At 59.0% G+C, this 24,450-nt stretch carries 26 protein-coding genes, 1 tRNA gene and 1 pseudogene; 14 read left to right on the top strand and 14 right to left on the bottom strand.

The features are described 5' to 3' along the window. Positions 1–34: 34 nt before the first annotated feature. Positions 35–1,270 (top strand): saccharopine dehydrogenase family protein, encoded by a 1,236-nt coding sequence (locus CRO18_RS10805; protein WP_076486225.1) that lies wholly within the window; start codon positions 35–37, stop codon positions 1,268–1,270. Between the two features lie 42 nt (positions 1,271–1,312). Here CRO18_RS10805 and CRO18_RS10800 read toward each other — a convergent pair whose 3' ends face one another. The 5 genes from CRO18_RS10800 to CRO18_RS10780 all read right to left on the bottom strand — a co-directional run bounded on the left by CRO18_RS10800 (position 1,313) and on the right by CRO18_RS10780 (position 5,467). Continuing rightward, entirely contained in the window at positions 1,313–2,104 is a 792-nt protein-coding gene (locus CRO18_RS10800) for a methyltransferase domain-containing protein (protein ID WP_097082111.1), read from the bottom strand. 387 nt (positions 2,105–2,491) lie between these two features. Then, on the bottom strand, positions 2,492–3,040 hold the full coding sequence (locus CRO18_RS10795) for a tyrosine-type recombinase/integrase (protein WP_170952635.1): 549 nt from the start codon (positions 3,038–3,040) through the stop codon (positions 2,492–2,494). Between the two features lie 106 nt (positions 3,041–3,146). Continuing rightward, positions 3,147–4,490: a phage portal protein gene (locus CRO18_RS10790; protein ID WP_097082109.1), complete on the bottom strand. Its 1,344-nt coding sequence runs from the start codon at positions 4,488–4,490 to the stop codon at positions 3,147–3,149. After that, positions 4,487–4,993, bottom strand: a complete 507-nt coding sequence (locus tag CRO18_RS10785; protein ID WP_212710112.1) for a hypothetical protein — start codon at positions 4,991–4,993, stop codon at positions 4,487–4,489. Before CRO18_RS10785 ends, CRO18_RS10790 begins: the two co-directional genes overlap by 4 nt. 117 nt (positions 4,994–5,110) lie before the next feature. After that, the gene (locus CRO18_RS10780) at positions 5,111–5,467 is read right to left on the bottom strand and encodes a hypothetical protein (RefSeq protein ID WP_097082107.1); all 357 of its coding nucleotides are present in this window, start codon (positions 5,465–5,467) and stop codon (positions 5,111–5,113) included. 89 nt (positions 5,468–5,556) lie between these two features. Here CRO18_RS10780 and CRO18_RS10775 point away from each other — a divergent pair, with 89 nt between their 5' ends. From CRO18_RS10775 to CRO18_RS10770, 3 genes are all read left to right on the top strand, one after another. Next, positions 5,557–5,802: a helix-turn-helix domain-containing protein gene (locus CRO18_RS10775; protein ID WP_212710110.1), complete on the top strand. Its 246-nt coding sequence runs from the start codon at positions 5,557–5,559 to the stop codon at positions 5,800–5,802. Further along, entirely contained in the window at positions 5,789–5,950 is a 162-nt protein-coding gene (locus tag CRO18_RS18820; protein WP_170952634.1) for a hypothetical protein, read from the top strand. The genes CRO18_RS10775 and CRO18_RS18820 overlap by 14 nt, the downstream gene beginning before the upstream one ends. Positions 5,951–6,090: 140 nt before the next feature. Further along, entirely contained in the window at positions 6,091–6,843 is a 753-nt protein-coding gene (locus CRO18_RS10770) for a DUF3800 domain-containing protein (RefSeq protein ID WP_076486424.1), read from the top strand. A 138-nt stretch (positions 6,844–6,981) separates the two neighbouring features. Here the strand turns inward: CRO18_RS10770 and CRO18_RS10765 are convergent. The 6 genes and pseudogenes from CRO18_RS10765 to CRO18_RS10745 form a co-directional block, all read right to left on the bottom strand. Next, positions 6,982–8,619 (bottom strand): annotated as a pseudogene (locus tag CRO18_RS10765) (phage terminase large subunit family protein). Between the two features lie 157 nt (positions 8,620–8,776). Continuing rightward, entirely contained in the window at positions 8,777–9,244 is a 468-nt protein-coding gene (locus CRO18_RS10760) for a hypothetical protein (RefSeq protein ID WP_097082105.1), read from the bottom strand. 91 nt (positions 9,245–9,335) lie between these two features. Beyond that, positions 9,336–9,542 (bottom strand): hypothetical protein, encoded by a 207-nt coding sequence (locus tag CRO18_RS18625; RefSeq protein WP_139327862.1) that lies wholly within the window; start codon positions 9,540–9,542, stop codon positions 9,336–9,338. A gap of 322 nt (positions 9,543–9,864) precedes the next feature. Continuing rightward, positions 9,865–10,122 (bottom strand): hypothetical protein, encoded by a 258-nt coding sequence (locus CRO18_RS10755; RefSeq protein ID WP_083952312.1) that lies wholly within the window; start codon positions 10,120–10,122, stop codon positions 9,865–9,867. Further along, positions 10,119–10,625 carry a hypothetical protein gene (locus tag CRO18_RS10750; RefSeq protein WP_076486421.1) on the bottom strand — a complete coding sequence of 169 codons (507 nt, stop codon included), beginning with the start codon at positions 10,623–10,625 and terminating at the stop codon, positions 10,119–10,121. Before CRO18_RS10750 ends, CRO18_RS10755 begins: the two co-directional genes overlap by 4 nt. A 14-nt stretch (positions 10,626–10,639) precedes the next feature. Further along, positions 10,640–10,716, bottom strand: a tRNA-Arg gene (locus CRO18_RS10745). 215 nt (positions 10,717–10,931) lie between these two features. Here CRO18_RS10745 and CRO18_RS10740 point away from each other — a divergent pair. Then, entirely contained in the window at positions 10,932–11,915 is a 984-nt protein-coding gene (locus tag CRO18_RS10740) for an acyltransferase family protein (RefSeq protein WP_170952632.1), read from the top strand. A 274-nt stretch (positions 11,916–12,189) separates the two neighbouring features. Further along, positions 12,190–13,215, top strand: coding sequence for a LacI family DNA-binding transcriptional regulator (locus CRO18_RS10735; protein ID WP_076486419.1), 1,026 nt, complete (start codon positions 12,190–12,192; stop codon positions 13,213–13,215). Between the two features lie 18 nt (positions 13,216–13,233). On the opposite strand, the gene CRO18_RS10730 is transcribed toward CRO18_RS10735, so the two are convergent. Continuing rightward, complete coding sequence (locus tag CRO18_RS10730; RefSeq protein WP_076486418.1) at positions 13,234–14,055, bottom strand: ABC transporter permease; 822 nt, start codon at positions 14,053–14,055, stop codon at positions 13,234–13,236. A gap of 124 nt (positions 14,056–14,179) precedes the next feature. Between CRO18_RS10730 and cysQ the strand changes: the two genes are divergently transcribed. From cysQ to CRO18_RS10690, 8 genes are all read left to right on the top strand, one after another. Further along, entirely contained in the window at positions 14,180–14,977 is a 798-nt protein-coding gene (gene cysQ, locus CRO18_RS10725; RefSeq protein WP_097082103.1) for a 3'(2'),5'-bisphosphate nucleotidase CysQ, read from the top strand. Beyond that, positions 14,977–15,777, top strand: coding sequence for a manno-octulosonate cytidylyltransferase (locus tag CRO18_RS10720; protein WP_097082102.1), 801 nt, complete (start codon positions 14,977–14,979; stop codon positions 15,775–15,777). The genes cysQ and CRO18_RS10720 overlap by 1 nt, the downstream gene beginning before the upstream one ends. A gap of 151 nt (positions 15,778–15,928) precedes the next feature. After that, positions 15,929–16,822: a UTP--glucose-1-phosphate uridylyltransferase GalU gene (gene galU / locus CRO18_RS10715; protein ID WP_076486415.1), complete on the top strand. Its 894-nt coding sequence runs from the start codon at positions 15,929–15,931 to the stop codon at positions 16,820–16,822. A gap of 2 nt (positions 16,823–16,824) precedes the next feature. Beyond that, positions 16,825–17,811 (top strand): UDP-glucose 4-epimerase GalE, encoded by a 987-nt coding sequence (galE, locus tag CRO18_RS10710; RefSeq protein WP_076486414.1) that lies wholly within the window; start codon positions 16,825–16,827, stop codon positions 17,809–17,811. A 91-nt stretch (positions 17,812–17,902) separates the two neighbouring features. Further along, positions 17,903–18,925 carry a glycosyltransferase family 2 protein gene (locus tag CRO18_RS10705; protein WP_097082101.1) on the top strand — a complete coding sequence of 341 codons (1,023 nt, stop codon included), beginning with the start codon at positions 17,903–17,905 and terminating at the stop codon, positions 18,923–18,925. A 178-nt stretch (positions 18,926–19,103) separates the two neighbouring features. Continuing rightward, complete coding sequence (locus CRO18_RS10700) at positions 19,104–20,114, top strand: glycosyltransferase family 2 protein (protein WP_097082100.1); 1,011 nt, start codon at positions 19,104–19,106, stop codon at positions 20,112–20,114. 10 nt (positions 20,115–20,124) lie between these two features. Further along, on the top strand, positions 20,125–21,819 hold the full coding sequence (locus tag CRO18_RS10695) for a beta-1,6-N-acetylglucosaminyltransferase (RefSeq protein WP_076486411.1): 1,695 nt from the start codon (positions 20,125–20,127) through the stop codon (positions 21,817–21,819). A 3-nt stretch (positions 21,820–21,822) separates the two neighbouring features. Beyond that, complete coding sequence (locus tag CRO18_RS10690; protein ID WP_097082099.1) at positions 21,823–23,226, top strand: nodulation protein NodH; 1,404 nt, start codon at positions 21,823–21,825, stop codon at positions 23,224–23,226. Here CRO18_RS10690 and CRO18_RS10685 read toward each other — a convergent pair. Continuing rightward, a complete protein-coding gene (locus CRO18_RS10685) occupies positions 23,223–23,687 on the bottom strand; it encodes a PTS sugar transporter subunit IIA (RefSeq protein WP_076486409.1) in 465 nt (154 codons plus the stop codon). The genes CRO18_RS10690 and CRO18_RS10685 overlap by 4 nt on opposite strands. Before the next feature lie 28 nt (positions 23,688–23,715). After that, positions 23,716–24,285 (bottom strand): ribosome hibernation-promoting factor, HPF/YfiA family, encoded by a 570-nt coding sequence (gene hpf / locus CRO18_RS10680; RefSeq protein WP_076486408.1) that lies wholly within the window; start codon positions 24,283–24,285, stop codon positions 23,716–23,718. Positions 24,286–24,450: the final 165 nt, after the last annotated feature.

The raw sequence follows: 24,450 nt of genomic DNA, 5'->3' as shown, positions 1-24,450 counted from the left end.
CCCCTTCCCTTGCTCATGAAAGGAGCCAGCTGAAGTGAAAAAGAACGTGCTTATCATCGGTGCCGGTGGCGTCGCGCAAGTGGTTGCCCACAAATGCGCGCAACACAACGACATTCTGGGTGACCTGCACATCGCCTCCCGCACCCAATCCAAATGCGATGCAATCATCGCCTCGGTGCACGAAAAGAGCGCGATGAAAGTGCAAGGCACGTTCGAAGGGCATGCCGTCGATGCGATGGACAGCGCGGCGGTGGCCGAGCTGATCCGCAAGACCGGCGCGCAGATCGTGATCAATGTGGGCTCCGCCTTCGTCAATATGACGGTGATGCAAGCCTGCATCGACACCGGCGTGGCCTATATGGACACCGCGATCCACGAAGATCCGGAAAAAATCTGCGAGACCCCGCCGTGGTATGGCAACTATGAATGGAAGCGCCGCGAAGCCTGTAAAGCAGCGGGCGTCACGGCTATTTTGGGCGTGGGCTTCGACCCGGGCGTGGTCAATGCTTATGCGCGTCTGGCGGAAGAAGAATTCCTCGACACGATTGAGAGCATCGACATTGTCGATATCAACGCGGGCTCACATGGCCGTTGGTTTGCCACCAACTTCGACCCGGAGATCAACTTCCGCGAATTCACTGGCACGGTCTATTCGTGGCAGCAGGGCGCGTGGCAGTCGAACAAGATGTTCGAGGTCGGCAAGGAATGGGATCTGCCCGTTGTTGGCAAGCAAAAGGCCTATATGACCGGTCATGACGAGGTGCATTCGCTCTCGGCCCGCTATGCCCACGCCGATGTGCGCTTCTGGATGGGCTTTGGCGATCACTACATCAACGTCTTCACGGTGCTGAAGAACCTAGGCCTGCTCTCGGAACAGCCGGTGAAAACCGCCGAGGGGCAGGAAGTGATCCCGCTTAAGGTGGTGAAAGCCGTGTTGCCCGACCCGGCCAGCCTTGCGCCCGATTACACCGGCAAGACCTGTATTGGCGACGTGATCAAGGGCACCAAAGACGGCAAACCGGCCGAGGTGTTCATCTATAACGTGGCCGACCACAAGGAAGCTTATAACGAGGTTGGCAGCCAAGGCATTTCCTACACCGCTGGCGTGCCGCCGGTCGCCGCCGCGATCTTGATCGCGAAAGGCGTGTGGGATGTGGGGCACATGGCCAATGTCGAAGATCTGCCGCCGCGCCCGTTCCTCGAACTGCTTGGCGAAATCGGCCTGCCGAGCCGGGTGATCGACACCACCGGCACTGACCGCGCGATCTGAACAAGACGCAATCGAAACACCAAAGGCCCGCGCGAGCGGGCCTTATTTTATGCTGGCTGCGGACGGCTCACCCATCTTTCGCAACAAAATGCGCCGCGCCTTTGGATGGCCAGAGATCGTCTCGATTGGCCCCATCGCCGCAAGGTCCCAGATCTGAGGCTCCACCGATCTAAGCCGTAGATCAAGCAGCACAGACCCCGCCGGGGCGACCTGACTGCGGAAGAAATCAAGATAGGTCGCAGCAGGATAGTGAAAGCCGCAAGAAACGAAGCTGACGGCAAGGTCAATCCGCCCGGCTTGCGCCAGATCATCCGTTTTCGGGTTCAGGGTTTGAACCTTTTCCTCGGGAACACCGTTTGCCACCAAGAAGGCACGTGCCTTCTGAAGACTTGTGTAAGCCGCCCCTTCATTCGCATAGCCGAAATGACGGTGGTCGTTTTCCTCGATGTCGATCAGCACAATCTCGCAGCCCGTATCGCGATGCGCGAGCAAATCCCAAATTGCATAGCCGCAGCCAATATCAGCGACGCGGCGCGGGTTTAGCGCCTGAATACGCGCCTGCATCGGGCGGTATTCACCCAAGATCACCGCCGCCGTACGCCGCGCGATCTCTGCGCCGAGCCGTTCGATTTGTTCTGCGATTGGCGCCTCATCACCCTCGCTCCAAGCTTTGATGATGCGCCCCGGCCGCGCCACATCGAACAAGGTTTCCGATCGCTGCAGCAGCATGTTGAGAAAATCGGCGCGATCAAACATTGAGACGTCAAGCGCACGAATTTCTGGCCGCTCAGCATCTGCTGCAATGCTCAATTCGGCAATCTCATGTGCGGTCATTGCGCTTCACCTCACGCCGTCCGATCTATCCGCGTCAAAGAGAAGTCTTGCTGGGTTTGCTGATCCGCTCAAGAAAATTTGGCGGACCGTTCAGTACTATGATGTCGCGGCGAGGCGCAGGCGACATGCCGAGATCAGCTCGTCGACGATGACATTGCGACCGACCCACTTCGGAAATCGCGCGCCGCTTCCACACCAAATGGCTGAAAGCACCGTAAGGATTTGTTTTTATTCGCTTAGAAGCAGGTGGTGACCCCGGCAGGATTTGAACCTGCAACCTGCCCCTTAGGAGGATAATTTTGCTGGCTAAGTTCGCTCATTTTTCCCGTTTTTCCCTTGTTTTGTTCACGTCTCGACTTGTCTAGAGGCGGCTGAAACTGTGGTTCATCACTGATTGCGATCCATCACCGCCACCGCGTCCTGCTGAAAGTATGGGCTGTGATGCCAATAGACCCGGATGATGGTTTCGCGGGACGTCCCGAAATATTGCGCTGCGTCGTCGATCTGCATGCCCTTCTGCATCGCCCAGGTGATTGCAGTGTGCTTCAGGGTGTGAGGCGTGACGTCGCTAAGGCCCGCGTTTTCGCAGGCTGCGGCGAAGGCGTTTTTCACATCATCGACGCGCTGGCCCTGATAGGTCACAGCCCAAATATCGCCCATCGCGCGCCAACGTCGGCAATGGCCGAGAAGCTTGCGCGACAGCCTCATAGGCGGGCGCCGCTTCTTGGTCTCGCGCTCTTGTTCGCCACGCCGACGCAGCACCCCTTGGTCTACGTCGATCCAGCCGCCAGCCGTGTTGGGCAGGAAGCCGAGCCGAAGAATCGCGTCCTTCCTTGTGCCTGTGTAAAGCGCGAGCAGAATGAAGTGCGCCAGGTGGCGACCACGGGTCAACCTGAGGGCAGCCCGGAGCAACGCGGCCGCCTCCTGCCGGGTCAACCAGCGCTCTCGAGGCGGGGGTTGCTCAGGGCGGGTAACGGTGACGGTGTGGGTGAGATAGCCTTCCCGATGGCAGAAGTTGATCGCGGCCGACAGAACGCCAAGCTCACGGCGGACTGTACCGGGGCTGACGGGCCGCGTCTCCCCTTTCGGCGCGCCATGAGTGGTTACACGAGCGCGGGCGTAGCGGCGACAGGTTGGCGTTCATTTCGAGGATCGCGGCATTCGCATCCTTCTGCGGATCAACCCACGGCCAGGAAGGCGGCAGCCACTTGGCCGATTGAAGACCTTTGGCCGGGTCGGCGAATGCGGTGGCGGGCACCGTGCCGATCAACACCTGCCAGCGCAGGAACTCGGTCCAGACGCGGCGGCAGAACTGAAAAACTATGACGTGATGCTGGATCGCCTCGCAGAAACGGCGGAATTCCAACGTCGCGGCACGGGCCGAGGAATAGCTGACATGGCTGTAATCTCCGGTCAGCTGCTCATAGGTCAGACCGATGCCCGCCGCCATCGTGCGCAGGATGCTCACCGCCAGTTCGGGTGCGTTCCCGCTGTCCGGCGGCTCGGAAAACTCGATGCGCTTGTTCGATGGCAGGTTGACCAGGCTGCCCGGCTCCATGCCCACGGTTAGCACATCGCCTTGTTGCTGACCGGAATAGGGCGAGCTGGAATCGGCATTGTAAATGAAGCCAGTGTGCAAGGCCGAGACCTTCGCCCGCACTAGCAGCGCGTCCAGAAGTTGGTCGATCTCATGCCCAGACAGCAAAACTGGGGCGAGCCACGACAGGCCGCGCACCTGACCGGGCAACAGCGGGCGGAAGATATGGATAATGGAACTGGCCGGGATGCGAACCGCAGGAGCGGCCATCCCGGCCAGAGCATCGCCCGGTGCGCTTGGGCGAATCCAGTATGAGTTGGGGCGGCCCGTCGAGGCATGGAATTCGACGCCCTGGATGATCCGAATGTCATCCGAAACGACGCGCGTTATCGACCGATCCAGCTGCTCCGGGTGCAGGCGTTGCAACTGCGGAATGCCACTAGCCGAGGCCCGCCACATCAGCAGCGCCTCGCCATGGATCACCATATCGGCCATCGCGGCGCGCTGCATCGCGTAGAAATCGCCCTGGCCGGTCCAGTCGATTTCATCGGTCAAGGTATCGAAGGCGCGGTGCAGCGCTGCGTTGACGATCGGGCTATCCGAGCGGGCCTTAGGCTTGATGCCCGCGCCCACCACATTGTCGGACAGAGATTGAACCATTCGGGCACCATGGGGGTTGTCCAGCGCGAAATGCGCCGCCCTGACCGCCACGGTGCCCGCTCCTGCCCTCACCCACGCCTGCGCGTCTCCCGAAGCCGGGCGCCCGGTCCACCGATGGGAACCGGACGCGGCCTCAAGGGAACGCTGCGCAGCAGGGCGAAAGATGCGGGACAGGAAAGGAATGCTCATTGATCACCCCCAGATTTCGACGCTTCCGCTTTGATCTGCACTTTCATCATGCGGACCAGCGTCATTTTCAGGATGGTGGCGAGGTTCACGGTCGTAAAAATCGGCACATCCGAATAACTTTTGACGATCCTCTCGTTAATCTGCGCCTCGATCTCATTGACAGATGAGGCAATATCGCCGGTCCACGCGCCCGCAGCGTCACGCCAGAAAAACAGAAAACGCTCACGCTGGAACGTTTCTTCGTCGAAGTATGGGACTCCCTGTTCGTCCTCTGTCCACTCATCCATGATAGCCTTGGCGGCCAGCATGCAGCCGAACTGGGCAAGATCATCGTCTTTCACCGCGCGCTTAAGGGCGGCGTGCACAGAGATCACCAGGGTCTCAAGGTCGGTGTATCGCTTCCATCCCTTAGGGCGATCGAAGCCATACACCCCCAACTTTTCGCGAGTGCGTATGGTTTCACGCTGCTCTCCGGCCACCTCAGCGACCTGGCTGACCAACATAGGACGAAAGCGCATTCCGGGTTTCGACATTAGACAATCCATAAGTGGGCTTGTAAGACCATTCCTATTGCATACGCCTTAAAATGGTCTCTTGCAACCTATTTTATAGCGGTGCCATCATGCGCGCACCTCGCAATATTCCCATTCGTTGCGGGGCGAGGCGAAGTGCCACCACGGATCTTTGTGCCCAAGTTGATCAGGGCGGCGGGCGTTCATTTGGTAAAACTCGCCGCGCGGTGAATAATCCATCATGAAGTTCTGAAGCTCTGTGCCCTCGGGCACGGTTTCGGCATAGAGCCGGAACAGCGCGGACTTGTGATGCTCGATCTGCTCTTCCCGCGTCATGGTGCGCGCGATCGCGGGCGAGGCCACCGCAAGCGCGCCAAGCGGTGCAAGGGCGGCGAGGAAAGAGCGGCGGGGCAGAACGGCAGGCAAGCCTGGAGCGTTCCCCGAAGTGGGGTTATGTGCGGGCATAGCGTTGCTTCCTTGCGTGGATTTTATAACAAGGTTATATTTCCCACCGTGCCGCCATGGCGTCAAGAGAAATTATAACAGGGTTATAAATGAACGCCGCGCAATGCCGCATGGCAAGAGCTGCAACCGGCCTCGGGGTCCGCGATTTGGCGGCTCTTGCCGGGGTTTCGCAGGGAACAGTGTCGAGGCTTGAACGGGGCGAGGAGCTGCGCGAAGCCACGGTTGCCGCGATCAAGGCCGCGCTTGAGGCGGCTGGCGTCGAGTTCCTCCCCGAGAACGGTGGCGGGGCAGGTGTAAGACTTAAAATAGCAGGGAAAGAAAATGGAATCAGATGACCTTTACGGCCTTGAAAGGGCAATCAAGAAGCACTCTGAAATTCAAGCTGAAGCAAACGATTTGATGCGGGCACTGATCTCAGCCTTGCAAGCTAACGCGCAAGAGCTCCTTGAGCTGCGGCAGCAACTGGCTAAGTCGGAGACTTGATGACGAGCCCCGCGCCCGAGAAAAGCGTTGAAGGGTGATCGGGGCAGTATAGCGGCCCCAAATTGCATTTCCTGCCGACGCTACAGGTGTCATAGTCGATCGCGAATTGTTTTTACACTCGACCGTCATTTGGATTCGCAATGCACCTTTGCTTCATTGACGAAAGCGGCACACCACCGTCTCGCCCGAACCCCGATCGGCCCTACTTCACGTTGGGCGCGGTCATAATCCGAGATGCCGACTGGCGCGGGATTGCAAACGATGTGCGAGGCTTCTGCACATCAAACGCACTGCGAGGGGAATTGAAGTGGCGCTACTTCTCCCCGCATAATTCCTCAGCAGAGAACCCAATGCTTGGAAAAAATGCGGCAGAACGGAAGGCGCTCAGTCAGACTTTTGCACACATTATCGCGCGCTCTCCGCTTACGATCATTGCTTGCGTTACCGACATTGGAGCGGCTTTTGAATACGCCTCAGTGACCGACCAGCAAGAGCTTTATCACTTTGCCTACAAGCCGCTCTCAGAACGGTTCCAGTATTTCTTGCAGGATCATAAAAGTCTCGGGGTCACCATCGCGGACCATCGCGGCCGTGACAATGATCGGCTGTTCAGAGCCCATCATGACAATTTGACCAGCGGCACTGGTAGCACCGTGTCTGGCTATGACCGGTTTATAGAGGGCCTGTTCTTACAAGACTCCTGTCATTCGATCGGCATCCAACTGGCCGACTTCGTGGCAGGCGCGATTCACCGTGCCTACTCGACCAAAGACGGAGAACTGGCAGCAATCCTGAAACCTAGAATTCGGCGCAAACCAGACGGGTCGATACAGGGGCACGGCATTGTTCATCACCCACGCGACAGGTTCAGAAACGATCTGGTGAGAAGGTAGACGCCGGGCGGGGCCGTAGCCCCGACGCCATAGATGTCAGGCTCCCGTGCGCATCTCGTATGTAGTATATTTTAAAGACTCGCGCAAGAATCCTTGTGAGTCACTTTTGAAAATGTTTGTCAAGAATTCGCTTTCACCTCATCGCGTCATCCACTGCGATTTCACTCTTGCTAGGGCACTTGTTTCAGCGATTCGGACGCTTCCGGAAATCCGCACAGCCTCCTGATCCACGCTAAATCCGCCCATCTTAAGCGCCTCTAGTGCAGCTGCAGCATAGACACGGCAGTCGAAAGCCTCGTTGCGCTCGCTGGCCTTCTTACGCCATTCGCGAATCGCTCGCCCTTTGGAATAGGTGGTGAAGGGCTTCTCGGCCACCATTTCGGCGAACCACGCGGGTTCGCGGCCCGCTGGCACATGACAGAAGCCCGGCCCGGCCTCGGCCTTTGCCAGGCGCGCGAAGACGACTTCCTTGATCGTGTCGACGCCGATCACATAAACGGGCAGCTTGCCGGTCTTGGAAAAAGTCGGCTTGTGCGGCCATGCCGCGCGGGCGGTCTGCGATCCGCCTTTGGTGGCATAGATGCGGCGCGGTCCATTCTAGCACCCTTTGCGTGTGGTGCCCGCCGCTGTCCATGCAGGCGGCCGCGACCGGCAACGGGCCCGCCAGAGGGTGGGCGAAGGTCTGGGACAGCAGCTTGTCGAGGTCGGCCCAGATCGCGGGGCCGGTCAGATCGCCATAAAGGCGGTGCCAGCCAAGCGACCAGCTTTCTTCACCCGAACCCCATCCCACAAGCTCGACCGCCAGCCATTCGTCTTGGGTGTCGATCCCGGCCGTGATGACGGCCACGCCGGGCGGCAGGGCCTCGCCCCAATGCTCGACACGGCGGGACAGAGCACCGGAATCGACCGTCTGGGCGGCTTCCTCTTCCCATGTCTCGCCCAACTTTGTGTTGATCCACGATTTAAGGCGGGCAGGATCGGCGGCGACCCGGCTATGCTCAGACGCGATCTCGGCCCATGTTTCGAAGGGTGAGAGAAGCGCAGGCAGGTGATAACCCTGTGTGCGCCCATCGCCCGCCGCAGTAGCGCGCCATTCCCCGCTTTGCAGCATCGCTGGCTTGTCCCGTTCTTCGTGCAGGCTGCCGCATTCAGGGCAAACGCAGGCGGCAGCTTCCGGCTTACCCTTCGGCCATTTGATAGTTTGCCAGCCAATGACGAATGCATGGCTGCAATGCAGGCAATGGACGAAGAAGCGCCGCTGATCCGATTCCTGATAGGCGGCCTCGATCCGGCTGAAGCCCTTGATCGTCGGGGTGCTGATCATAAGGATCTTGCGGCGGCCGCGATAGGTAACGGTGCGCTGGATCGCCAGGGCGATCGGGTCGCCTTCACCCTCAACGTCGAGCGGGAAGGCGTCGATCTCGTCCATGACCAGGAAGCGGGCCGGGGTCGAGCGCAGAGAGGACGCAGCATTCGCCCCGGTCATCACGAGTTCGCCCCCAGTGAACCGTTTGTGGGTGGCCGTGTTGCCTGCCTCGCGGCTCTTTGCCGGCACGACGCGGGCAGCGATTTCCGGCACGATCTCAAAAAACGGGTCGATCCGGGTTCGGGTGTTGCGGCGCACCATGTCGATCGAAGGCATGACAAGCATCGCGAGACCGGGCGCATTGCAGATCACATAGCCGAGGAAGTTCAGCCCCGCCTCGGTGCCCCCGGTCTGGCGCCCTTCATGATCACCACCCGCTCGACCGGCGAGGCAACGGAAAGCGCGTCCATGATCTCGCGAAGATAGGGAGTCCGGTTTGTGCGCCAGCGGCCGGGCTCGGCCGAGGTCGAGGGCAGGCGCCGGAACCGATCAGACCATTCCGAAACTGTGATTTGAGGTTCCGGTCGCAGACCAGATCGCCAAGCGGCATCAGCGATTGCGCGGGCATCAAGCATTTGGAAGCTCCTCGATCGAAAGGGACGCCAGCTCTTCCAGGTGGGCGCGCATTTCCCGGTCAAGCGCCGCGAAGAGAGTGGCGAGATTGCAGCCGGTTTCGGTCGCAATCAGGGGCGCGATGCGACTACACCATGCGAGATGAGCGTCACGCTCGGCCCTTGCGCGCTCGAAGATCGCGGCTTCGGCGGCGCGTCGGTCAATCAGACGCCCGGCCTTTTCCTCGACCTGAAGGCGCAGAAGATCGCGGTGCGCTTCCTCGCGCTCACGCTTAACCTGCGCCAGATCGTCGGCCGCCTTTTTGGCAGTCTGGGCACTATGCCGGACATTGGCATGATACCAGGCGGTGGCGGCCTCGACCGGAACGCGGCCATTGTCGAGAATTGGCAGACCGTCGCGGATCATCTGGGAAATCCGGCCTTTCGACACGCCGATATGACCCGCGAAGGCCGATTTCGTCATTTCGGCGGGCGCTGCATCTGGCAATGTCTGGAAGAGTGTCACGGCTAAACCTATCTCAACTGTTTGATTTTAGTTTTCTAAATCTCGCCAGCTAGCCATGCGTCGGGGTGCGAATTACCCGTATCGCTGCTTCGCCAGAAGGACCCGCGACCGAAGCGAGGCGGCGAAGCTCGTGTTCGATCTCGCTCTTCTCTATGTGGAAGCGTTCGGGGTTGCGGTGATCCGGGCAAAGGCGGCGCACCCGATCGGCCAGATCACCAATCCTCTGCCATGTCTCGTTTCGTGTCATCGCGTTCATGTTTCTCTATCCTATTCTGTTCTGCTCAATGGTGAGGTTCGGAGCGAAGGGCATAGGGAGACCAGCCCGTGCGCTTGGCACAGGTTGGTCCCTAGCCCTCTGCGTGAAGATCTGCTCAACGGAGCCGGTCCATCGCTTCTGGGCGCCCGAGGTCGTATGACCCCGCCTCGGGCTTGCTCGCTACTTGCGACACCGGGTCTGGTGCCGATCCCCCGCTTCGAGCTTTCGGGCTGCGGTTGGCCTATGGGATGCCCCGTGGCAGGCCATTTCTGTGTCGAGCGCCACCGTCTGAACCGTCCAAACGACACAGGTTCAAAACTGCTCAGACGCCTTCGTCGTCCTCCTCGATCGGGTTCCAGTCGTCGGCTTCCTCGGGCGCTGGCGGACGGTAAAGCTCGGCCACCATGCGCTGCATGATTTCCAGTTGCTTAACCGAGGGCTGCCAATTCTTACGGCGGGATTGTTTGGCGATGCTCAGAGCAAATCCGCGAGCCCAGCCGTCTTGAGCGTGCCTGATAACGCTCGGCCAACTCCACAGCAGTTCTTCGAGACAGGGCGTGATCTGACTTTGAATGGTCATTGCACGGCCCTCGCCTTAACTTGGGCAAGGAAGGCGCGTCGGTCCTCAGGATCAAAGCCCTGCCAGAGCGCCCAGAACAGGCGTTTGCGCGCAGACTTGGCGAGCGCGAGACCGCGCAGACGATCGAGCCCTGCGGCGACATAGGCGGCCAACTCGTGAATCGGGGCGCAGTCAGCCCAAATCATTGCTTCACCCGAGGTCATGCCGAAAGGATGACTTACGGACGGGCCTTGGGTGCTCAGGCTGTCGAGAAAGCCCGCGCAGATCTGCGCAGCGTCCTCGGGGTGGCAATGGTCGAGCGCGAACCAGACGGCTCTTGCCCACTCAGCTCGAAGCCGGTATTCTTTGGTCTTGAAGATAGATGCTTCGAATTCTGCCCCGGTTGCGCCCGCCAGCGCGCCGGGGTTTTCATTTTTCAGAGTATCCGAACGAACCGTTTTCGGCGGTATCTGTGGCGCACCACAGATATTGAGCGGGATTGATGCGCCGCGCGCTAGGCGCAAGTCATTGGTTTTTTTGGTGACCCCGGCAGGATTTGAACCTGCAACCTGCCCCTTAGGAGGGGGCTGCTCTATCCAGTTGAGCCACGGGGCCACGTTAAACCAAGATAGCGCTTTATTGCGGCGATATGTCTATGAACGCAAGCCTCCTGAGTGCCGTCTCATGTTCAATTCACCGCAGCGATGTCGCTTGATTTAAGTGAACACAACAACCTAAGGTTGCGCACGAGGCGGTTGCGATCAGGTGTGCGGCCCCAATTCATTATCCTACCCGTCCTCACAGCTACCTTGAAAAAAGGAAAGAAAGTGATGGCTCTCTCCACTCCGGCCGACGCACGCGATAGCGGGATAGATTTCCTAAAGGGTGTTTTGATCGTGCTGATGATTTATGGGCACGTCGGGCACATTGGGACGCTGCAAGATATCCAGCTTGAGGTGCGCGGCTGGATCTATTCTTTCCACATGCCCGCATTCCTAGTTGTTTCCGGGTTCTTCTTCTTTGATCGGCTCAAAGGGAAAGCGATCACCACTCCACTGCTGCGTCGGCTTATTGTGCCCTACATGGTCTTTGAACCACTCTATCTTTTAGGCCTGCTGATCTCTGCCCGCATTGGCCTGCCAACAAGCAACGAAGCCACCTCGGATGCGAGAAGTTTCGTCATGAGCGTGTTCTTCCAGCCGATCGGTGCGTTTTGGTTCGTACATGCACTGATCGTGATCCAGCTTAGCTTCGCGGTGTCGCGTGCAGCGTCTCGCAAATTATTCGAAGATGATCGGATCGTCTGGTTCGGAGCCGTGTTGCTTTTGGGGGGTGCCGTTCAACTTGGTATTGTTCGGCAATCCGCGCCCGCGTTTTTCCTGATTGGCCTAACAATTTCAGCTTTAAAACAAGATGTTAAGCAAAATACCTGGCTGTCCATCCTCGCTATCGCGACGTGTTTGATTCTGAACCATTCAGGTCTAAAAGAGTTCTCCTTCCTTCAAATCGCATGGGTTCTGGGCATCATTGGCGTGTTCACAAACCTCGCAGCGATTTTGCCAAATATGATCGTTCACCTCTTTGCGTTCATCGGCAGAAACACACTGATCTTGCTCATTACCCACGCCTTCTTTGTTGTCGCAATGAAACCTCTCGCTGCGCGCTTCCTCGGACTTGACCCCACAGGACTTCTGTTCACACTCACCACAGTGTCGCTTGCCTGTATCGGCGGCGTGGCAAGTTCGCGCGCCCTAGATGTGCTGCGCCTCTCTTCCGCCCTGTTTGGAACCAAACGGCTCTATGCGCCGTTTTGAAGTCATTGTCTGACAGAACACCGACCTCGCGCCATAAGGGCATACGGGAATGCATCACGAGATATTTTGAGGAAGTAGTTGGGGGAGCGCATTGGCCCACGGCTCCCCCGTCTTACACTCCGTGACGCGCTGGTTTCTGGGCGCTGCTTCGGAGGTTTTTTAGACACCGCGCTGTGGTGTCGCAATTGTTAGCGATAACGTATACCCCATGGCACTCTTGCGCAAGCGAAAGTTTTGGCGCTATCAGAAGGGATTGTCTTTGAAAGGAACTCTCTTGAGCCGTTCGCCCAACGACACCCGCCGCCCCCTGACCCTGCGCGATGTTTCCGAAGCCTCGGGCGTCTCGGAAATGACTGTGAGCCGGGTGCTGCGCAACCGGGGCGATGTCTCAGAAGCCACGCGAGAAAAGGTGCTCGAAGCCGCGCGCACGCTTGGCTATGTGCCCAACAAAATCGCCGGCGCGCTGGCCTCGCAGCGGGTGAACCTTGTGGGTGTGATTATTCCCTCGCTCTCGAACCTTGTGTTTCCCGAAGTTCTCTCGGGCATTTCTGCCGTTTTGGAAGACACCGGGCTGCAACCCGTGGTGGGCGTGACCGATTATTCGCCCGAAAAAGAAGAACGGGTTCTTTATGAAATGCTGTCTTGGCGGCCCTCTGGCGTGATCATTGCCGGGCTGGAGCATTCCGCAGGCTCGCGGGCGATGCTCGAAAATGCGGGCGTGCCGGTGGTTGAGATCATGGATGTCGACGGGCCGGGTGTGGATGCCGTGGTAGGCATTTCGCACCGCCGCGCCGGGCGGCAGATGGCCGAGGCCATTGTGGCTGCGGGCTATCGCAAGATCGGCTTCCTTGGCACCAAAATGCCCGAGGATCATCGTGCCCGCAAACGGCTTGAAGGCTTCAACGAGGGGCTGGCGCAAGCGGGGATCACGCTGACCGATACCGAGTTTTATTCGGGCGGCTCTGCGCTGCTTAAAGGCCGCGAAATGACCGAGGCCATGCTCGCGCGCACCCCGGACATCGATTTCCTCTATTACTCGAACGATATGATCGGGGCGGGCGGGCTGATTTACTGCCTCGAAAAGGGCCTTGATGTGCCGGGCCAACTTGGCTTGGCCGGGTTTAACGGGGTGGAACTTTTGGCAGGGCTGCCGCGCCAATTGGCAACGATGGATGCCTGCCGCCGCGAGATTGGCTCCAAAGCCGCCGAGATCGTGGCCGCGCGCGCGGCAAACCCCGGACCGGGGGGCGAGATCATCGAATTGGAACCGGTGATCCAGCGCGGGGACACCATTCGCTAAGCGGGTCTTCCCCGAAGCTTAGTGCTTTGCACCCCAGCTAAAGGACACATGCTGGCGGGTATAAAACTCGCCCATCAGGCCAATCGCCAAGAAGGCAATGCCCACATAAACGGGGTATTGCCAGCTTGAAAAGTGCGGATTGTAGTTGATGAAGGCAAAGCCCCGCGCTTGGTCAATGGTGTGAAAAAGCGGGTTCCAGTCAAACAAGACCAGCATCTTATGCGGCAGCAGGTTCGCCACGAACATCTTGCCCGAGGCAATCATATTGGCCCGCGCATAAACGCTTTGGATCAAGGAGACCAAGCTTGGGTTCCATGGCTTCATCGCCAAGAACACCATGCCCAGCGCCACCCCGGTGAACCATGACAGGATCACCATCGCCATGGCGCCAACCCAGTTGTAAATCTCGATCGGGCCCATTGTTGCGTGGTAGAGGTAAAGCACCACGAACATCGACAGCAATTGGATGTAAAGCGCGCCCAAGGCCGCCGCAGAGATCGACACCGCCGTGGTCATCGGGGCGTGTTTCATCATCGCCGAGGCAGAGCCTTCGGAGCCGAAAACCGCGCCCATCGCTTTGGTATGGGTCAGGAACAGAAAAATCCCCGACATGATGTAAAGCAGGAAGTCGCCACGGATCGTATTGCCGCGCAGGCCCAGAACGTTGAACATGACGTAGAAGGTGATGACGAGCACCACCGTTTGCATGATGTTCTGGATGAGCCCCCAAATCGCATGCCGTTGCGTTTTGCGAATGGAACGCACGGTGGCATGATAGATCAGCTCCAGAATACTGAAGCCTGAACCAAGGGTACTTTTGCTGCGTTCTGCTCTGAACATGACTCCGCCGCGCTGGCCGACCGGGATTTTTGCACTGAAAACTTGCCGTTCCCTTGACGGCACACCATAAAGTCTGCGCTATCGCATGGCAATCTGGCCGAACTTGGGCCGAATGGAGGGAAAAATGGATTTCGACCGCCTTGTGACCGTCATGCGCCGCCTTGCGCTCGAGGCCGGGGACCGGATCATGGAGATCTACAACGCCCCCGATTTCGAGGTGAAGACGAAATCGGATGCCTCGCCCGTGACCGAAGCGGATGAAGCCGCCGATGCGCTGATTTCCGCCGGTCTGGCTGAGGCCTTCCCGCAAATGGCGCTGGTGACGGAAGAACAAGCCGCCTCGCATGGGCAGAGTGTCTCCACCTTCCTGATCGTCGACCCGCTTGATGGCACAAAAGAATTCGTGCAGCGCCGCGGCGATTTCACAGTGAATATCGCCTTTGTCGAAAATGGCGTGCCTCTGCGCGGTGTGGTTTATGCGCCCGCCAAAGGGCGGCTGTTCTATACGCTCGCCGATGGGCGCTCGGTGGAAGAACAAGGGCCAGAGTTCGACAAAGAAACCATCGGCACGCAACATCCCATTTCGGTCTCGATGCCCGATAATCGCGCCTTGATGGTGGTTGCGTCCAAATCGCACCGCGATCAGGCGACCGATGATTACATCGCGCAATATGCGGTGAAAGACATGACCTCGGCTGGCTCCTCGCTCAAGTTTTGCTTGGTTGCCACGGGCGAGGCCGATCTTTATCCGCGCCTTGGCCGCACGATGGAATGGGACACGGCGGCGGGTGATGCCGTCTTGCGCGGTGCCGGTGGCGAGGTCGTCCGGTTTGATGACCACAGCCCCTTCACCTACGGCAAGGAAGGCTTTGCCAACCCGTTCTTCATCGCTTTTGCCCCCGGCGTTTTGTTGGCGAAGTAATGTCTGTTCTTATTGTGATCCCCGCGCGTTACGCCTCAACGCGCTATCCTGCCAAGCCGCTCGTGCATTTGCGCGGCGCCGATGGAACCTCTAAAACGCTGATCCAGCGCAGTTGGGAAGCAGCGATGGCGGTTTCAGGCGTGGACCGCGTTGTCGTGGCCACCGATGATGAGCGCATTGAGGCGGAGGCCAACAGCTTTGGTGCCGAAGTGGTGATGACCTCCGACCATTGCGCCAACGGCACCGAGCGCGTGGCCGAGGCGCTGGCGAGCCTTGGCGGCGGCTATGACATTGTTGTGAACTTGCAAGGGGATGCCCCCCTGACGCCCGCTTGGTTCATTGAAGATCTGCTCGCCGGGTTGCGCGCCAACCCTTGGGCCGAACTCGCGACCCCGGTGCTGCGCTGCGAAGGCGCGATGTTGGAAAGCCTGCGCGAAGATCGCCGCCATGATCGGGTGGGCGGCACGACCGCTGTCTTTGGCGCAGACAATCGCGGGCTCTATTTTTCCAAGGAAGTGATCCCCTTCACCTCCCGCCCCTATAGCGCACAGGAACCGACGCCGGTCTTTCACCACGTGGGGGTTTACGCCTATCGGCCTGAGACGCTCGCCGCCTATCCAAACTGGCCGGTTGGCCCGCTTGAAACGCTCGAAGGGCTGGAACAACTGCGGTTTTTGGAAAACGGGCGCGCTGTCCTTTGCGTTGAAGTCGAATCGCGCGGGCGGCAGTTTTGGGAGCTGAACAACCCCTCGGACGTGCCACGGATTGAGTCCATGATGGCGGAAATGGGCCTCGCGTAACCCAATGCGCCAAAGAACGTCACCTTGGTGTCGTATTTGTTTCACTTAACCTTTCGTATACCACACGCTTGAGGAATGACCCAAAAAGAGACAGTATGCGCGGAGTGCACAAGGATTTCGCACTCATAGCTTCTAACAGCAAAGGTGATGTATGAAACGCAAGGTAACGAAGGCGATCTTTCCAGTTGCAGGCCTCGGAACCCGCTTTCTCCCCGCCACCAAGTCGATCCCGAAAGAGATTTTGACGCTGGTTGACCGCCCGCTGATCCAATACGCCATCGACGAAGCCCGCGCCGCCGGGATCAAGGAATTTATCTTTGTGACCTCGCGCGGGAAATCCGCGCTTGAGGATTATTTCGATGATGCGCCCGAGTTGGAAACCTCGCTGCGCAAGAAGGGCAAGACGGAGCTTTTGGAAGCTCTCAAAACCACCAATATGGATTCTGGGGCCATCGCCTATGTGCGCCAGAACCGCCCCATGGGTCTGGGCCATGCGGTCTGGTGTGCGCGCCGCCTGATCGGCAACGAGAGCTTCGCGGTGATCTTGACCGATGACGTGATCGCCGCCGAAAAGCCCTGCTTGGAACAGATGATGGAAGCGCATTCGGAAACCGGCGGCAATATCGTTGCCGCGATGGAAGTTCCGCATGACAAAACCTCGTCCTACGGGGTTCTGGATATTTCCGAGGACATGGGCTCGCTGGTGCGCGTGAAGGGCATGGTCGAGAAACCCGCCCCGGACGTGGCGCCGTCGAACCTCGCCGTGATCGGCCGTTACATCCTGACGCCGAAGGTGATGCAGAACCTCAACAAGAAGAAAGAGGGCGCGGGCGGCGAAATTCAGCTGACCGATGCGATCGCCGAAGAGATCGACAATGGCAACCCGGTCTACGGCTTTCGTTTCCGCGGGCAACGCTATGACTGCGGCTCGAAAGCGGGCTTCTTGCAAGCCACCGTGGCCTTTGGCCTTGCGCGCCCCGATCTGCGTGATGAGTTCACGGACTTCTTGGGCGACATGATGGCGATGCGGGACGCCGCGGAATAATCATGTCGAAAAACGTCCTTGTCACCGGGGGGGCCGGTTATATCGGCTCCCACGCTTGTAAAGCCCTGCGCGATGCAGGCTATACACCCGTCACCTATGATAGCTTTGTCACCGGCTGGCGCGAGGCCGTGAAATTCGGCCCGCTGGAAGAAGGCGACCTGATGGATCGCGACCGCCTTGATGCGGTCTTTGCCCGTTGGGAGCCGATTGCCGTGATGCATTTCGCAGCGCTGAGCCTTGTGGGCGAGTCGATGCGCAATCCGGGGCTATATTGGCGCCATAATGTTCTGTCGTCGCTGAGCCTGATCGAGGCTGCCTGCGCGGCGGGCTGTCAGAATTTCGTCTTCTCGTCGACCTGCGCGACCTATGGCGATCAAGATGGTGTGGTGCTCAATGAAACCACGCCGCAGCACCCGATCAATGCCTATGGCGGCTCGAAACGCGCGATTGAAGACATGCTGCGTGATTTCGGCGCGAGCCACGGCCTCAATTCGGTGATCTTCCGCTATTTCAACGTGGCAGGGGCCGACCCGGAGGCCGAGGTGGGCGAATTCCACCAGCCAGAAACGCACCTGATCCCGCTGATGCTCGATGCGATTGACGGGCGCCGCCCCGCGCTGACGGTGTTTGGCTCGGACTACCCGACCGCCGATGGCACCTGCATCCGCGATTATGTCCATGTTTGCGATCTGGTCGATGCCCATGTGCTTGGGCTCAAATGGCTAGAAGCGGGCAAAGGCTCGGATGTGTTCTGCCTTGGCTCGGGTAAGGGGTTCTCGGTCCGCGAAGTGATCGCGCAATCGCAAGCGGTGACCAATCGCGAAGTGCCGATCATTGAAGGTGACCGCCGCCCCGGCGATGCCGCCGTTCTGGTGTCTGGCTCCACCAAAGCGGAGCGTGATTTGGGCTGGACCCCGAAGCGCAGCAACCTGACCACGATGATTGCCGATGCTTGGCGCTGGCATCAAAACGGGCATTACGACAGCTGACCCATTCTTTGAGCCCAGTGCCTCTTTCGTAGGCTAGGCACTGGCCTCGCCCCCCGAAATATGAATACTTGCCCCGCAAGAGGGGGCGGGGATGGGTGCATTCTCAAAGCTGCGGGCGCGCTATCGGCTGCGGTTGAAACGGCGAAGGTTGCTGTGGCGAGCATTGCGCGCGCGTCACGCATTGCGTCGTGTGGAGAACCGCACCGCGATCCTGAAGCCTGAGGACATCCTGCTATTTGCCACGATGCGCAACGAGGCGCTGCGGCTCCCCTATTTTTTGCAGCATTACCGGGCACTCGGGGTCGTCCATTTCCTCATTGTTGTGAACGACAGCAGCGATGACACGCTGGGGCTTCTGCAGCGCCAGCCGGATGTGTCCGTCTGGTCGACGCAAGCAAGCTATCGCGCCTCGCGCTTTGGGATGGATTGGATCAGTTGGCTTTTGCTCCATTACGGCAAGCGCCATTGGTGCCTGACGGTCGATGCGGATGAATTGCTGGTCTACCCCGGATGCGAAACCCAAAAGCTGCAACAGCTAACCGCATGGCTGGAGGCGCAGGGCGCAAACAGTTTTGGCGCGCTGATGCTGGATCTTTATCCGCCTGGGCCGCTTTCAACCGCGCATTCAGACCCGGGCGATGATCCGACCAAGGCTTTGCCGCTTTATGATGCGCAGGGCTACACTTGGGAACAGCAGGCGCGATTTGGCAATATCTCGATCCGAGGCGGGCCGCGCAAACGCTGCTTCTTTACCGACAGACCAGAGCTTGCGCCTCATCTGCACAAAATCCCGCTGGTGAAATGGAATTGGCGCTATGCCTATGTCAGTTCCACCCATGTCGCGCTTCCGCGGCGGCTAAACCGGGCCTTTGATGCGCGGCTGAACCTGCCCACCGGAGTTCTATTGCACACAAAATTTCTGGAAGGCGCCCCCGAACGCGCCAAATCTGAGCAGTTGCGCGGCGAGCATTTCACCCATTGCAAGGATTATGATGCCTATTACGCCGGGGTCGCCGCAGACCCCGATCTTAGCACGGCGGAATCATGCAGCTATCGCGGGCCGCAGGGGTTGGTAGAAGATGGGCTGATGACACCGGGCGCATGGCAGGCATGACGGGTTTCAGAGGAGTTTACCGACCTAGAAACTCCGCGTATGTTAAGTATGACAAGTCATTGAACATTTGAGGTCTTGTCGCGTTCAGAGCAGGGGATCACAGCACAAGATGTGGACCGTTTAACCGACCGGAAATCAATTTCGGCGACAACGCGATTAAGGTCTAAAGGAGCAGGCGTTGAAAATCAGAGAGCTCATCAGGCTGCGGCGCAAGCGCCGTTTCCGCCAGATACGCGCGTTTCGCAAACGCCGCGAGCTTTCGGTCGTCGCCAATCGCACCGCGCAGATCAAATCTTCCGATGTTTTGGTGTTTTGCACGCTGCGCAATGAACGCATCCGCCTGCCATATTTTCTGCGCTATTATCGTGACCTTGGGGTGAAGCATTTCATCTTCGTCGATAATGGCAGCGAGGATGGCTCGCGCGAGTATTTGGCCGGCCAAGAGGATTGCTCTGTTTGGGTCAGCTATGGCTCGTATAAATCCGCAAATTTCGGGATGGATTGGCTCAACCACCTGCTGCGCCGTCATGGCACCGGGCATTGGGTGCTGGTGGTCGACCCCGATGAATTCTTTGTCTACCCGTTTTGCGATACCCGCCCGATCGACGCGCTGACCGATTGGCTGGATACTTACGACATCCGCTCCTTCCCGGCGATGCTGGTGGATATGTATCCCAAAGGCCCGGTGGATGCGGTGCCCTATCGTGAAGGGCAAAACCCGTTTGAAATTGCATCGTGGTTTGATGCCGGCAATTATATGATCTCGCGCAACAACGCGATGCGGAACCTGTGGATTCAAGGCGGACCCCGCGCGCGAACCTTCTTTGCCGATGATCCGATCTCGGCCCCGGCGCTCAATAAGATCCCGCTGGTGAAATGGCAGCGCGGCTATGTCTTTGCCTCGTCGACGCATATGATCCTGCCGCGCGGGCTGAACATGGTCTATGATGCTTGGGGTGGGGAAAAACCATCGGGGTGTTTGTTGCACGCAAAGTTCTTGTCGCCGTTGACCGAGAAGGTCAGCGAAGAGATGGAACGGCGCGAGCATTATGCCAGTTCGCGCGAGTATCAGGCGTATAACGAGCGGCTGAGCAACCAGCCCGATCTGTGGACCAAATGGTCTGAGAGGTACATCAACTGGCGCCAGCTTGAGATTCTCGGGCTGATGTCAAAAGGCAATTGGGCGTAAGGGGCGCGGGGTGACAGTCGGCTTCATCATGATGTGCCACACCGCCTTTGATCGGGCGGCGCAGGTGGCGCGCTACTGGGGGTCGCATGGCGCCCCGGTGGTGATTCATGTCGATGCGCGCGTCTCTCAGCACGATTACGCCGCCCTTGGCCGCAGCTTGGCAGATCTGAGCAATGTCTCTTTCTCCAAGCGGCAAAAATGCGAATGGGGCACATGGTCTTTGGTCGCCGCCGCGCAAGCCGGGGCCGAGCAAATGCTGGATCGCCACCCCGAGGTGCAACACGTCTTTTTGGCCTCTGGCTCTTGCCTGCCGTTGCGCCCCGTAGATGAGCTGAATGACTATCTGGCCGCGCGCCCACAGACCGATTTCATCGAAAGCGTCACCACCGCCGAGGTGGGCTGGACGGTGGGCGGCATTGATATGGAGCGCTTCACGCTGCGCTTCCCGTTTTCATGGAAAAAGCAGCGCAGGCTGTTTGACCGTTACGTGCGGCTACAACGGCGTTTGGGCGTGAAGCGGCGCATTCCCGGCGGGATTGTGCCGCATCTGGGCAGCCAATGGTGGTGCCTAAGCCGCCGCACGCTCAGCGCCATTTTGCAAGACCCGGACCGCCCCACCTACGACCGCTATTTCTCGCGCGTCTGGATTCCGGATGAAAGCTACTTCCAATCGCTCGCGCGGCTCTATTCAAGCAATATCGAAAGCCGCTCGCTGACGCTGTCGAAGTTCGACTATCAGGGCAAGCCGCATATCTTCTACGATGACCATTTGCAGCTTTTGCGGCGCTCAGATTGCTTTGTGGCGCGCAAAATCTGGCCCAAGGCCGACAAGCTCTATGCAAACTTTCTGTCGGAACGCCCGGCGGAAAGCATTGCAGAGCCGAACCCTTCCAAAATTGACCGGCTGTTTTCCAAGGCAGTGGAGCGGCGCACCAAGGGCCGCCCAGGTCTTTACATGCAAAGCCGCTTCCCCCGGCAAGACCATGAAAATGGCAAGACCTCGGCGCATTACTCCATTTTCCAAGGGTTTTCGGACCTGTTCGAGAACTTTGAAGGCTGGCTTGCCAAATATGTCGGCGCACGGGTGCATGGGCATTTGTTCGGGCCGGAGCGCGCCGAATTTGCGGGCCGCGAGCCGATGTTTAACGGCTGCATCCCTGACAGTGCCACCTTGCGCGATTATAACCCCCGCGCCTTCCTGACAAACCTGATCTGGAACGGACGCGGCGAGCGGCAGTGCTTCATGTTCAGCCCGCGCGACACACAAGACATCAACTGGTTCACCGCCACCGATCCAAATGCGCAGATCTCGGTCATTTCGGGCGCATGGGCGGTGCCGCTTTTTCATTCCAACATGAATTTCTTGGAAATCCGGCGCGAGGCGGCGCGGCTGCAGCAGATTGAGGTCGATCATCTGAACATCTTACGCTCGATGTATGTCAAAGCGCGGGTGCGGATTTGGAACATGGCGGAATTCATCGAAAACCCGATGGAACCGCTACAGACGATCATTGATGAAATCAGCCCGCGCGCGACACGGCGGCTGACAGAGGCCCCGCAGATGGTGGACCTCACGGGCTTTGGCCAATTCCTGCAAAACCTGCGCAATCAGGGCATGCAGCCGCGCTTGATGGGCGATTTCCCGGTCTATGGCGATCTGCTGACACAACCCCCGCGGCGTGGCCGCCCCTATCTGGTGAAGTGACGCATGAGCCGTTTCAACAGCTTCGTGGTGTTTGCCGAAATGCGCACCGGCTCCAACCTTTTGGAAGCCGCGCTGAACGAATTGGCGGGTGTGCATTGCCACGGCGAGGCCTTCAACCCTGCCCTGATCGGCTACCCCAACAAGACCGAGCTTTTGGGCATTTCCCGTGCTGCGCGCGATGCCGACCCGATGGCCTTGTGGAAACGCATCTGCGAGACCGAGGGCCTGAATGGTTGCCGTTTTTTTCATGACCACGATCCGCGCGTCTTGGATGCGATGATCAATGATCCGCGCTGCGCCAAAATCGTGCTCACGCGCAACCCGGCGGAAAGCTATGTCAGCCTGAAAATTGCCCGCGCAACGAACCAGTGGAAACTGGGCGATGCGAAGCACCGCAAAGAGGCGCTTGCCCAATTCGATGCGGCAGAGTTTGAGGCGCATCTGGAAGGGTTGCAGGGCTTTCAAGTCGCGTTGATGCATGCCCTGCAAACCACCGGGCAAAGTGCGTTCTACATCGACTACGAAGACGCGCAGGATGTGGCGGTGCTGAATGGTCTTGCAAAATGGCTCGGCGTCGAGGCGCGGCTGAGCGCCCTACCCTCAAGCCTTGTGGTGCAAAACCCCGCCGCGCTTGAGGAAAAGGTCGCCAATTTCCCGGCGATGGAAAGCTCGCTTGCGCGGCTGGATCGGTTCAACCTGTCGCGCACGCCCAATTTTGAGCCCCGGCGCGGGCCGAATGTGCCCAACCTTGTGGCCTGCGGTGCGGGGCTCTTGTACATGCCACTGCGCCCCGCGCTGGATGCGCCAATCCGCGATTGGATGGCGAAGCTTGGTGGGCTGGAGGAAGGCTTTTCGCAAAAGACCCTTCGTCAGTGGAAACGCAAACACACAGGCCATCGCAGCTTCACCGTGGTGCGCCATCCGCTGCTGCGCGCCCATCTGGCCTTTGCTGCATTGCAGGCTTGGGACAATTTTGCCGAGACACGTGCTGTGCTGCGCCAAAGCTACAAGCTGCCGCTGGCGCCCGAGGGGAAGACCCTGCCCGCCGCAGAGTGGGCAGGGGGGCTACAAGCCTTCTTGGCTTGGCTGAAAACGAACCTGAACGCGCAAACCAGCCTGCCGGTGCAGCCGCTATGGGCCACGCAGTCGGCAAGCCTGCAGGGCTTTGCGCAATTCGCCCTGCCCGATCTGATTGCCCGCGAAGATCGGCTGTCTGAAGACCTTGGCCTGCTCGCGCAGATGGTGGGTGTTGAGGCCCCGGATTTTGGCGCACCCGAGGGCGATACTGCCCCGGTGAAGCTGGCCGAGATCTGGACCCCTGCGCTGGAGCAAGCCGCCGCCGATACCTATTCGCGCGACTACATGCAGTTTGGCTTTGGTCCGTGGAAGAAAAAGGCGGCTGATTAAGCCGCCTGAGTGCCTTGTGCCGCCGTCAGAACCGCATGCAGCGCTGCCGGGTCCGAATTCGCCCGCAGCTTGGTGCAGGTTTCCGTGTTGCGCAGGGTGCGCGACACAAGCGCCAAAGCTTTAAGATGCTCTACGCCCGAATCTTTGGGCGCAAAGAGCGCAAAAACCAGATCGACCGGCAAGCGATCCACCGCATCAAAGTCGAGCGGCTTTTCGAGCTTGAGGAACACGCCCACCACATCGGTCAGCCCGTGCAGCCGCGCATGCGGCAGGGCCACGCCATGCCCAACGCCGGTAGGACCAAGCGTTTCACGTTCTTGCAAAGCATCAATCGTTTGCGTCGCATCCAGCCCGTAGGCTGAATGCGCGATATCTGCGAGATCCTGGAACAGGCGCTTCTTGCTCGTGGTATTGGCCAAAACTTTGACCGCTGCCGGTTTGAGCAGGGTGGAAAGATCCATCTGTCCTTTTTCTGCGCCCATCAGACGCTCACTTGCTGTTGCGCGGGTCGATCCAGCCGACATTGCCGTCTTCACGGCGATAGACGACGTTGACCCCGCCATGTTTCTCGTTGCGGAACACGAGCAGCGGTTTATGCGACAGTTCCATTTGCATGACCGCTTCGCCCACCGAGATCGTGGGGACCTTGGTCTCCATCTCGGCAACGATCACGGGTGCAAGGCTATCGGTATCCGACTCGTCTTCTTCCGCGGCGAGCACATACAACCCGGCGTCCCCGAATTCAACCGGAGAGACACGGTCGCGATGGTGGTCTTTCAGGCGACGTTTGTGACGACGCAGCTGTTTGTCCATTTTTTCGCGGCACGCTTCGAAAGCGGCGTAAACATCCCCGGCCCGGCCCGCGGCCGAAGCGGTCAGCCCGGTGGACAGGTGCACAGTCGTTTCGCAGACATACTCATGCGCGGCGCGCGAAAAGACGACGGTCGCATCGGTCGGCCGCTGCATGTATTTGTCGACCGTTTCTGCCAGTTCGGTCTTCACATGTGTCTGCAGGGCTTCGCCAACGTCGAGCTGTTTTCCGCTGATCTGGTAACGCATGGCTTCTCCTTCACTTTATTGTCCCGATCCTGGGCTCTCATGCCAAGGTTGCGGGTTGGTTAAACTTTTTTCGAAAACTGGGGAGGTCTGGTTCACAAGCCCAACTGAGCCGAAAACGTGCGGCGCGACAACTGGGGCATAAGGACCGTGGTTACGCATGGGTTC

It is taken from the genome of Rhodobacter sp. JA431 (assembly GCF_900217725.1).
Taxonomy (GTDB): domain Bacteria; phylum Pseudomonadota; class Alphaproteobacteria; order Rhodobacterales; family Rhodobacteraceae; genus Rhodobacter; species Rhodobacter aestuarii.
This window is presented reverse-complemented; position numbering and strand designations above follow the sequence as displayed.

Coding starts and splice junctions, on each gene's coding strand:
- CRO18_RS10800 (WP_097082111.1), bottom strand. CDS start 2,104: ATGACCGCACATGAGATTGCCGAATTGAGCATTGCAGCAGATGCTGAG.
- CRO18_RS10790 (WP_097082109.1), bottom strand. CDS start 4,490: ATGAGCATTCCTTTCCTGTCCCGCATCTTTCGCCCTGCTGCGCAGCGT.
- CRO18_RS10785 (WP_212710112.1), bottom strand. CDS start 4,993: ATGTTGGTCAGCCAGGTCGCTGAGGTGGCCGGAGAGCAGCGTGAAACC.
- CRO18_RS10780 (WP_097082107.1), bottom strand. CDS start 5,467: ATGCCCGCACATAACCCCACTTCGGGGAACGCTCCAGGCTTGCCTGCC.
- CRO18_RS10775 (WP_212710110.1), top strand. CDS start 5,557: ATGAACGCCGCGCAATGCCGCATGGCAAGAGCTGCAACCGGCCTCGGG.
- CRO18_RS18820 (WP_170952634.1), top strand. CDS start 5,789: ATGGAATCAGATGACCTTTACGGCCTTGAAAGGGCAATCAAGAAGCAC.
- CRO18_RS10770 (WP_076486424.1), top strand. CDS start 6,091: ATGCACCTTTGCTTCATTGACGAAAGCGGCACACCACCGTCTCGCCCG.
- CRO18_RS10760 (WP_097082105.1), bottom strand. CDS start 9,244: ATGACGAAATCGGCCTTCGCGGGTCATATCGGCGTGTCGAAAGGCCGG.
- CRO18_RS18625 (WP_139327862.1), bottom strand. CDS start 9,542: ATGAACGCGATGACACGAAACGAGACATGGCAGAGGATTGGTGATCTG.
- CRO18_RS10755 (WP_083952312.1), bottom strand. CDS start 10,122: ATGACCATTCAAAGTCAGATCACGCCCTGTCTCGAAGAACTGCTGTGG.
- CRO18_RS10740 (WP_170952632.1), top strand. CDS start 10,932: ATGGCTCTCTCCACTCCGGCCGACGCACGCGATAGCGGGATAGATTTC.
- CRO18_RS10730 (WP_076486418.1), bottom strand. CDS start 14,055: ATGTTCAGAGCAGAACGCAGCAAAAGTACCCTTGGTTCAGGCTTCAGT.
- cysQ (WP_097082103.1), top strand. CDS start 14,180: ATGGATTTCGACCGCCTTGTGACCGTCATGCGCCGCCTTGCGCTCGAG.
- CRO18_RS10720 (WP_097082102.1), top strand. CDS start 14,977: ATGTCTGTTCTTATTGTGATCCCCGCGCGTTACGCCTCAACGCGCTAT.
- galU (WP_076486415.1), top strand. CDS start 15,929: ATGAAACGCAAGGTAACGAAGGCGATCTTTCCAGTTGCAGGCCTCGGA.
- galE (WP_076486414.1), top strand. CDS start 16,825: ATGTCGAAAAACGTCCTTGTCACCGGGGGGGCCGGTTATATCGGCTCC.
- CRO18_RS10705 (WP_097082101.1), top strand. CDS start 17,903: ATGGGTGCATTCTCAAAGCTGCGGGCGCGCTATCGGCTGCGGTTGAAA.
- CRO18_RS10690 (WP_097082099.1), top strand. CDS start 21,823: ATGAGCCGTTTCAACAGCTTCGTGGTGTTTGCCGAAATGCGCACCGGC.
- CRO18_RS10685 (WP_076486409.1), bottom strand. CDS start 23,687: ATGGATCTTTCCACCCTGCTCAAACCGGCAGCGGTCAAAGTTTTGGCC.
- hpf (WP_076486408.1), bottom strand. CDS start 24,285: ATGCGTTACCAGATCAGCGGAAAACAGCTCGACGTTGGCGAAGCCCTG.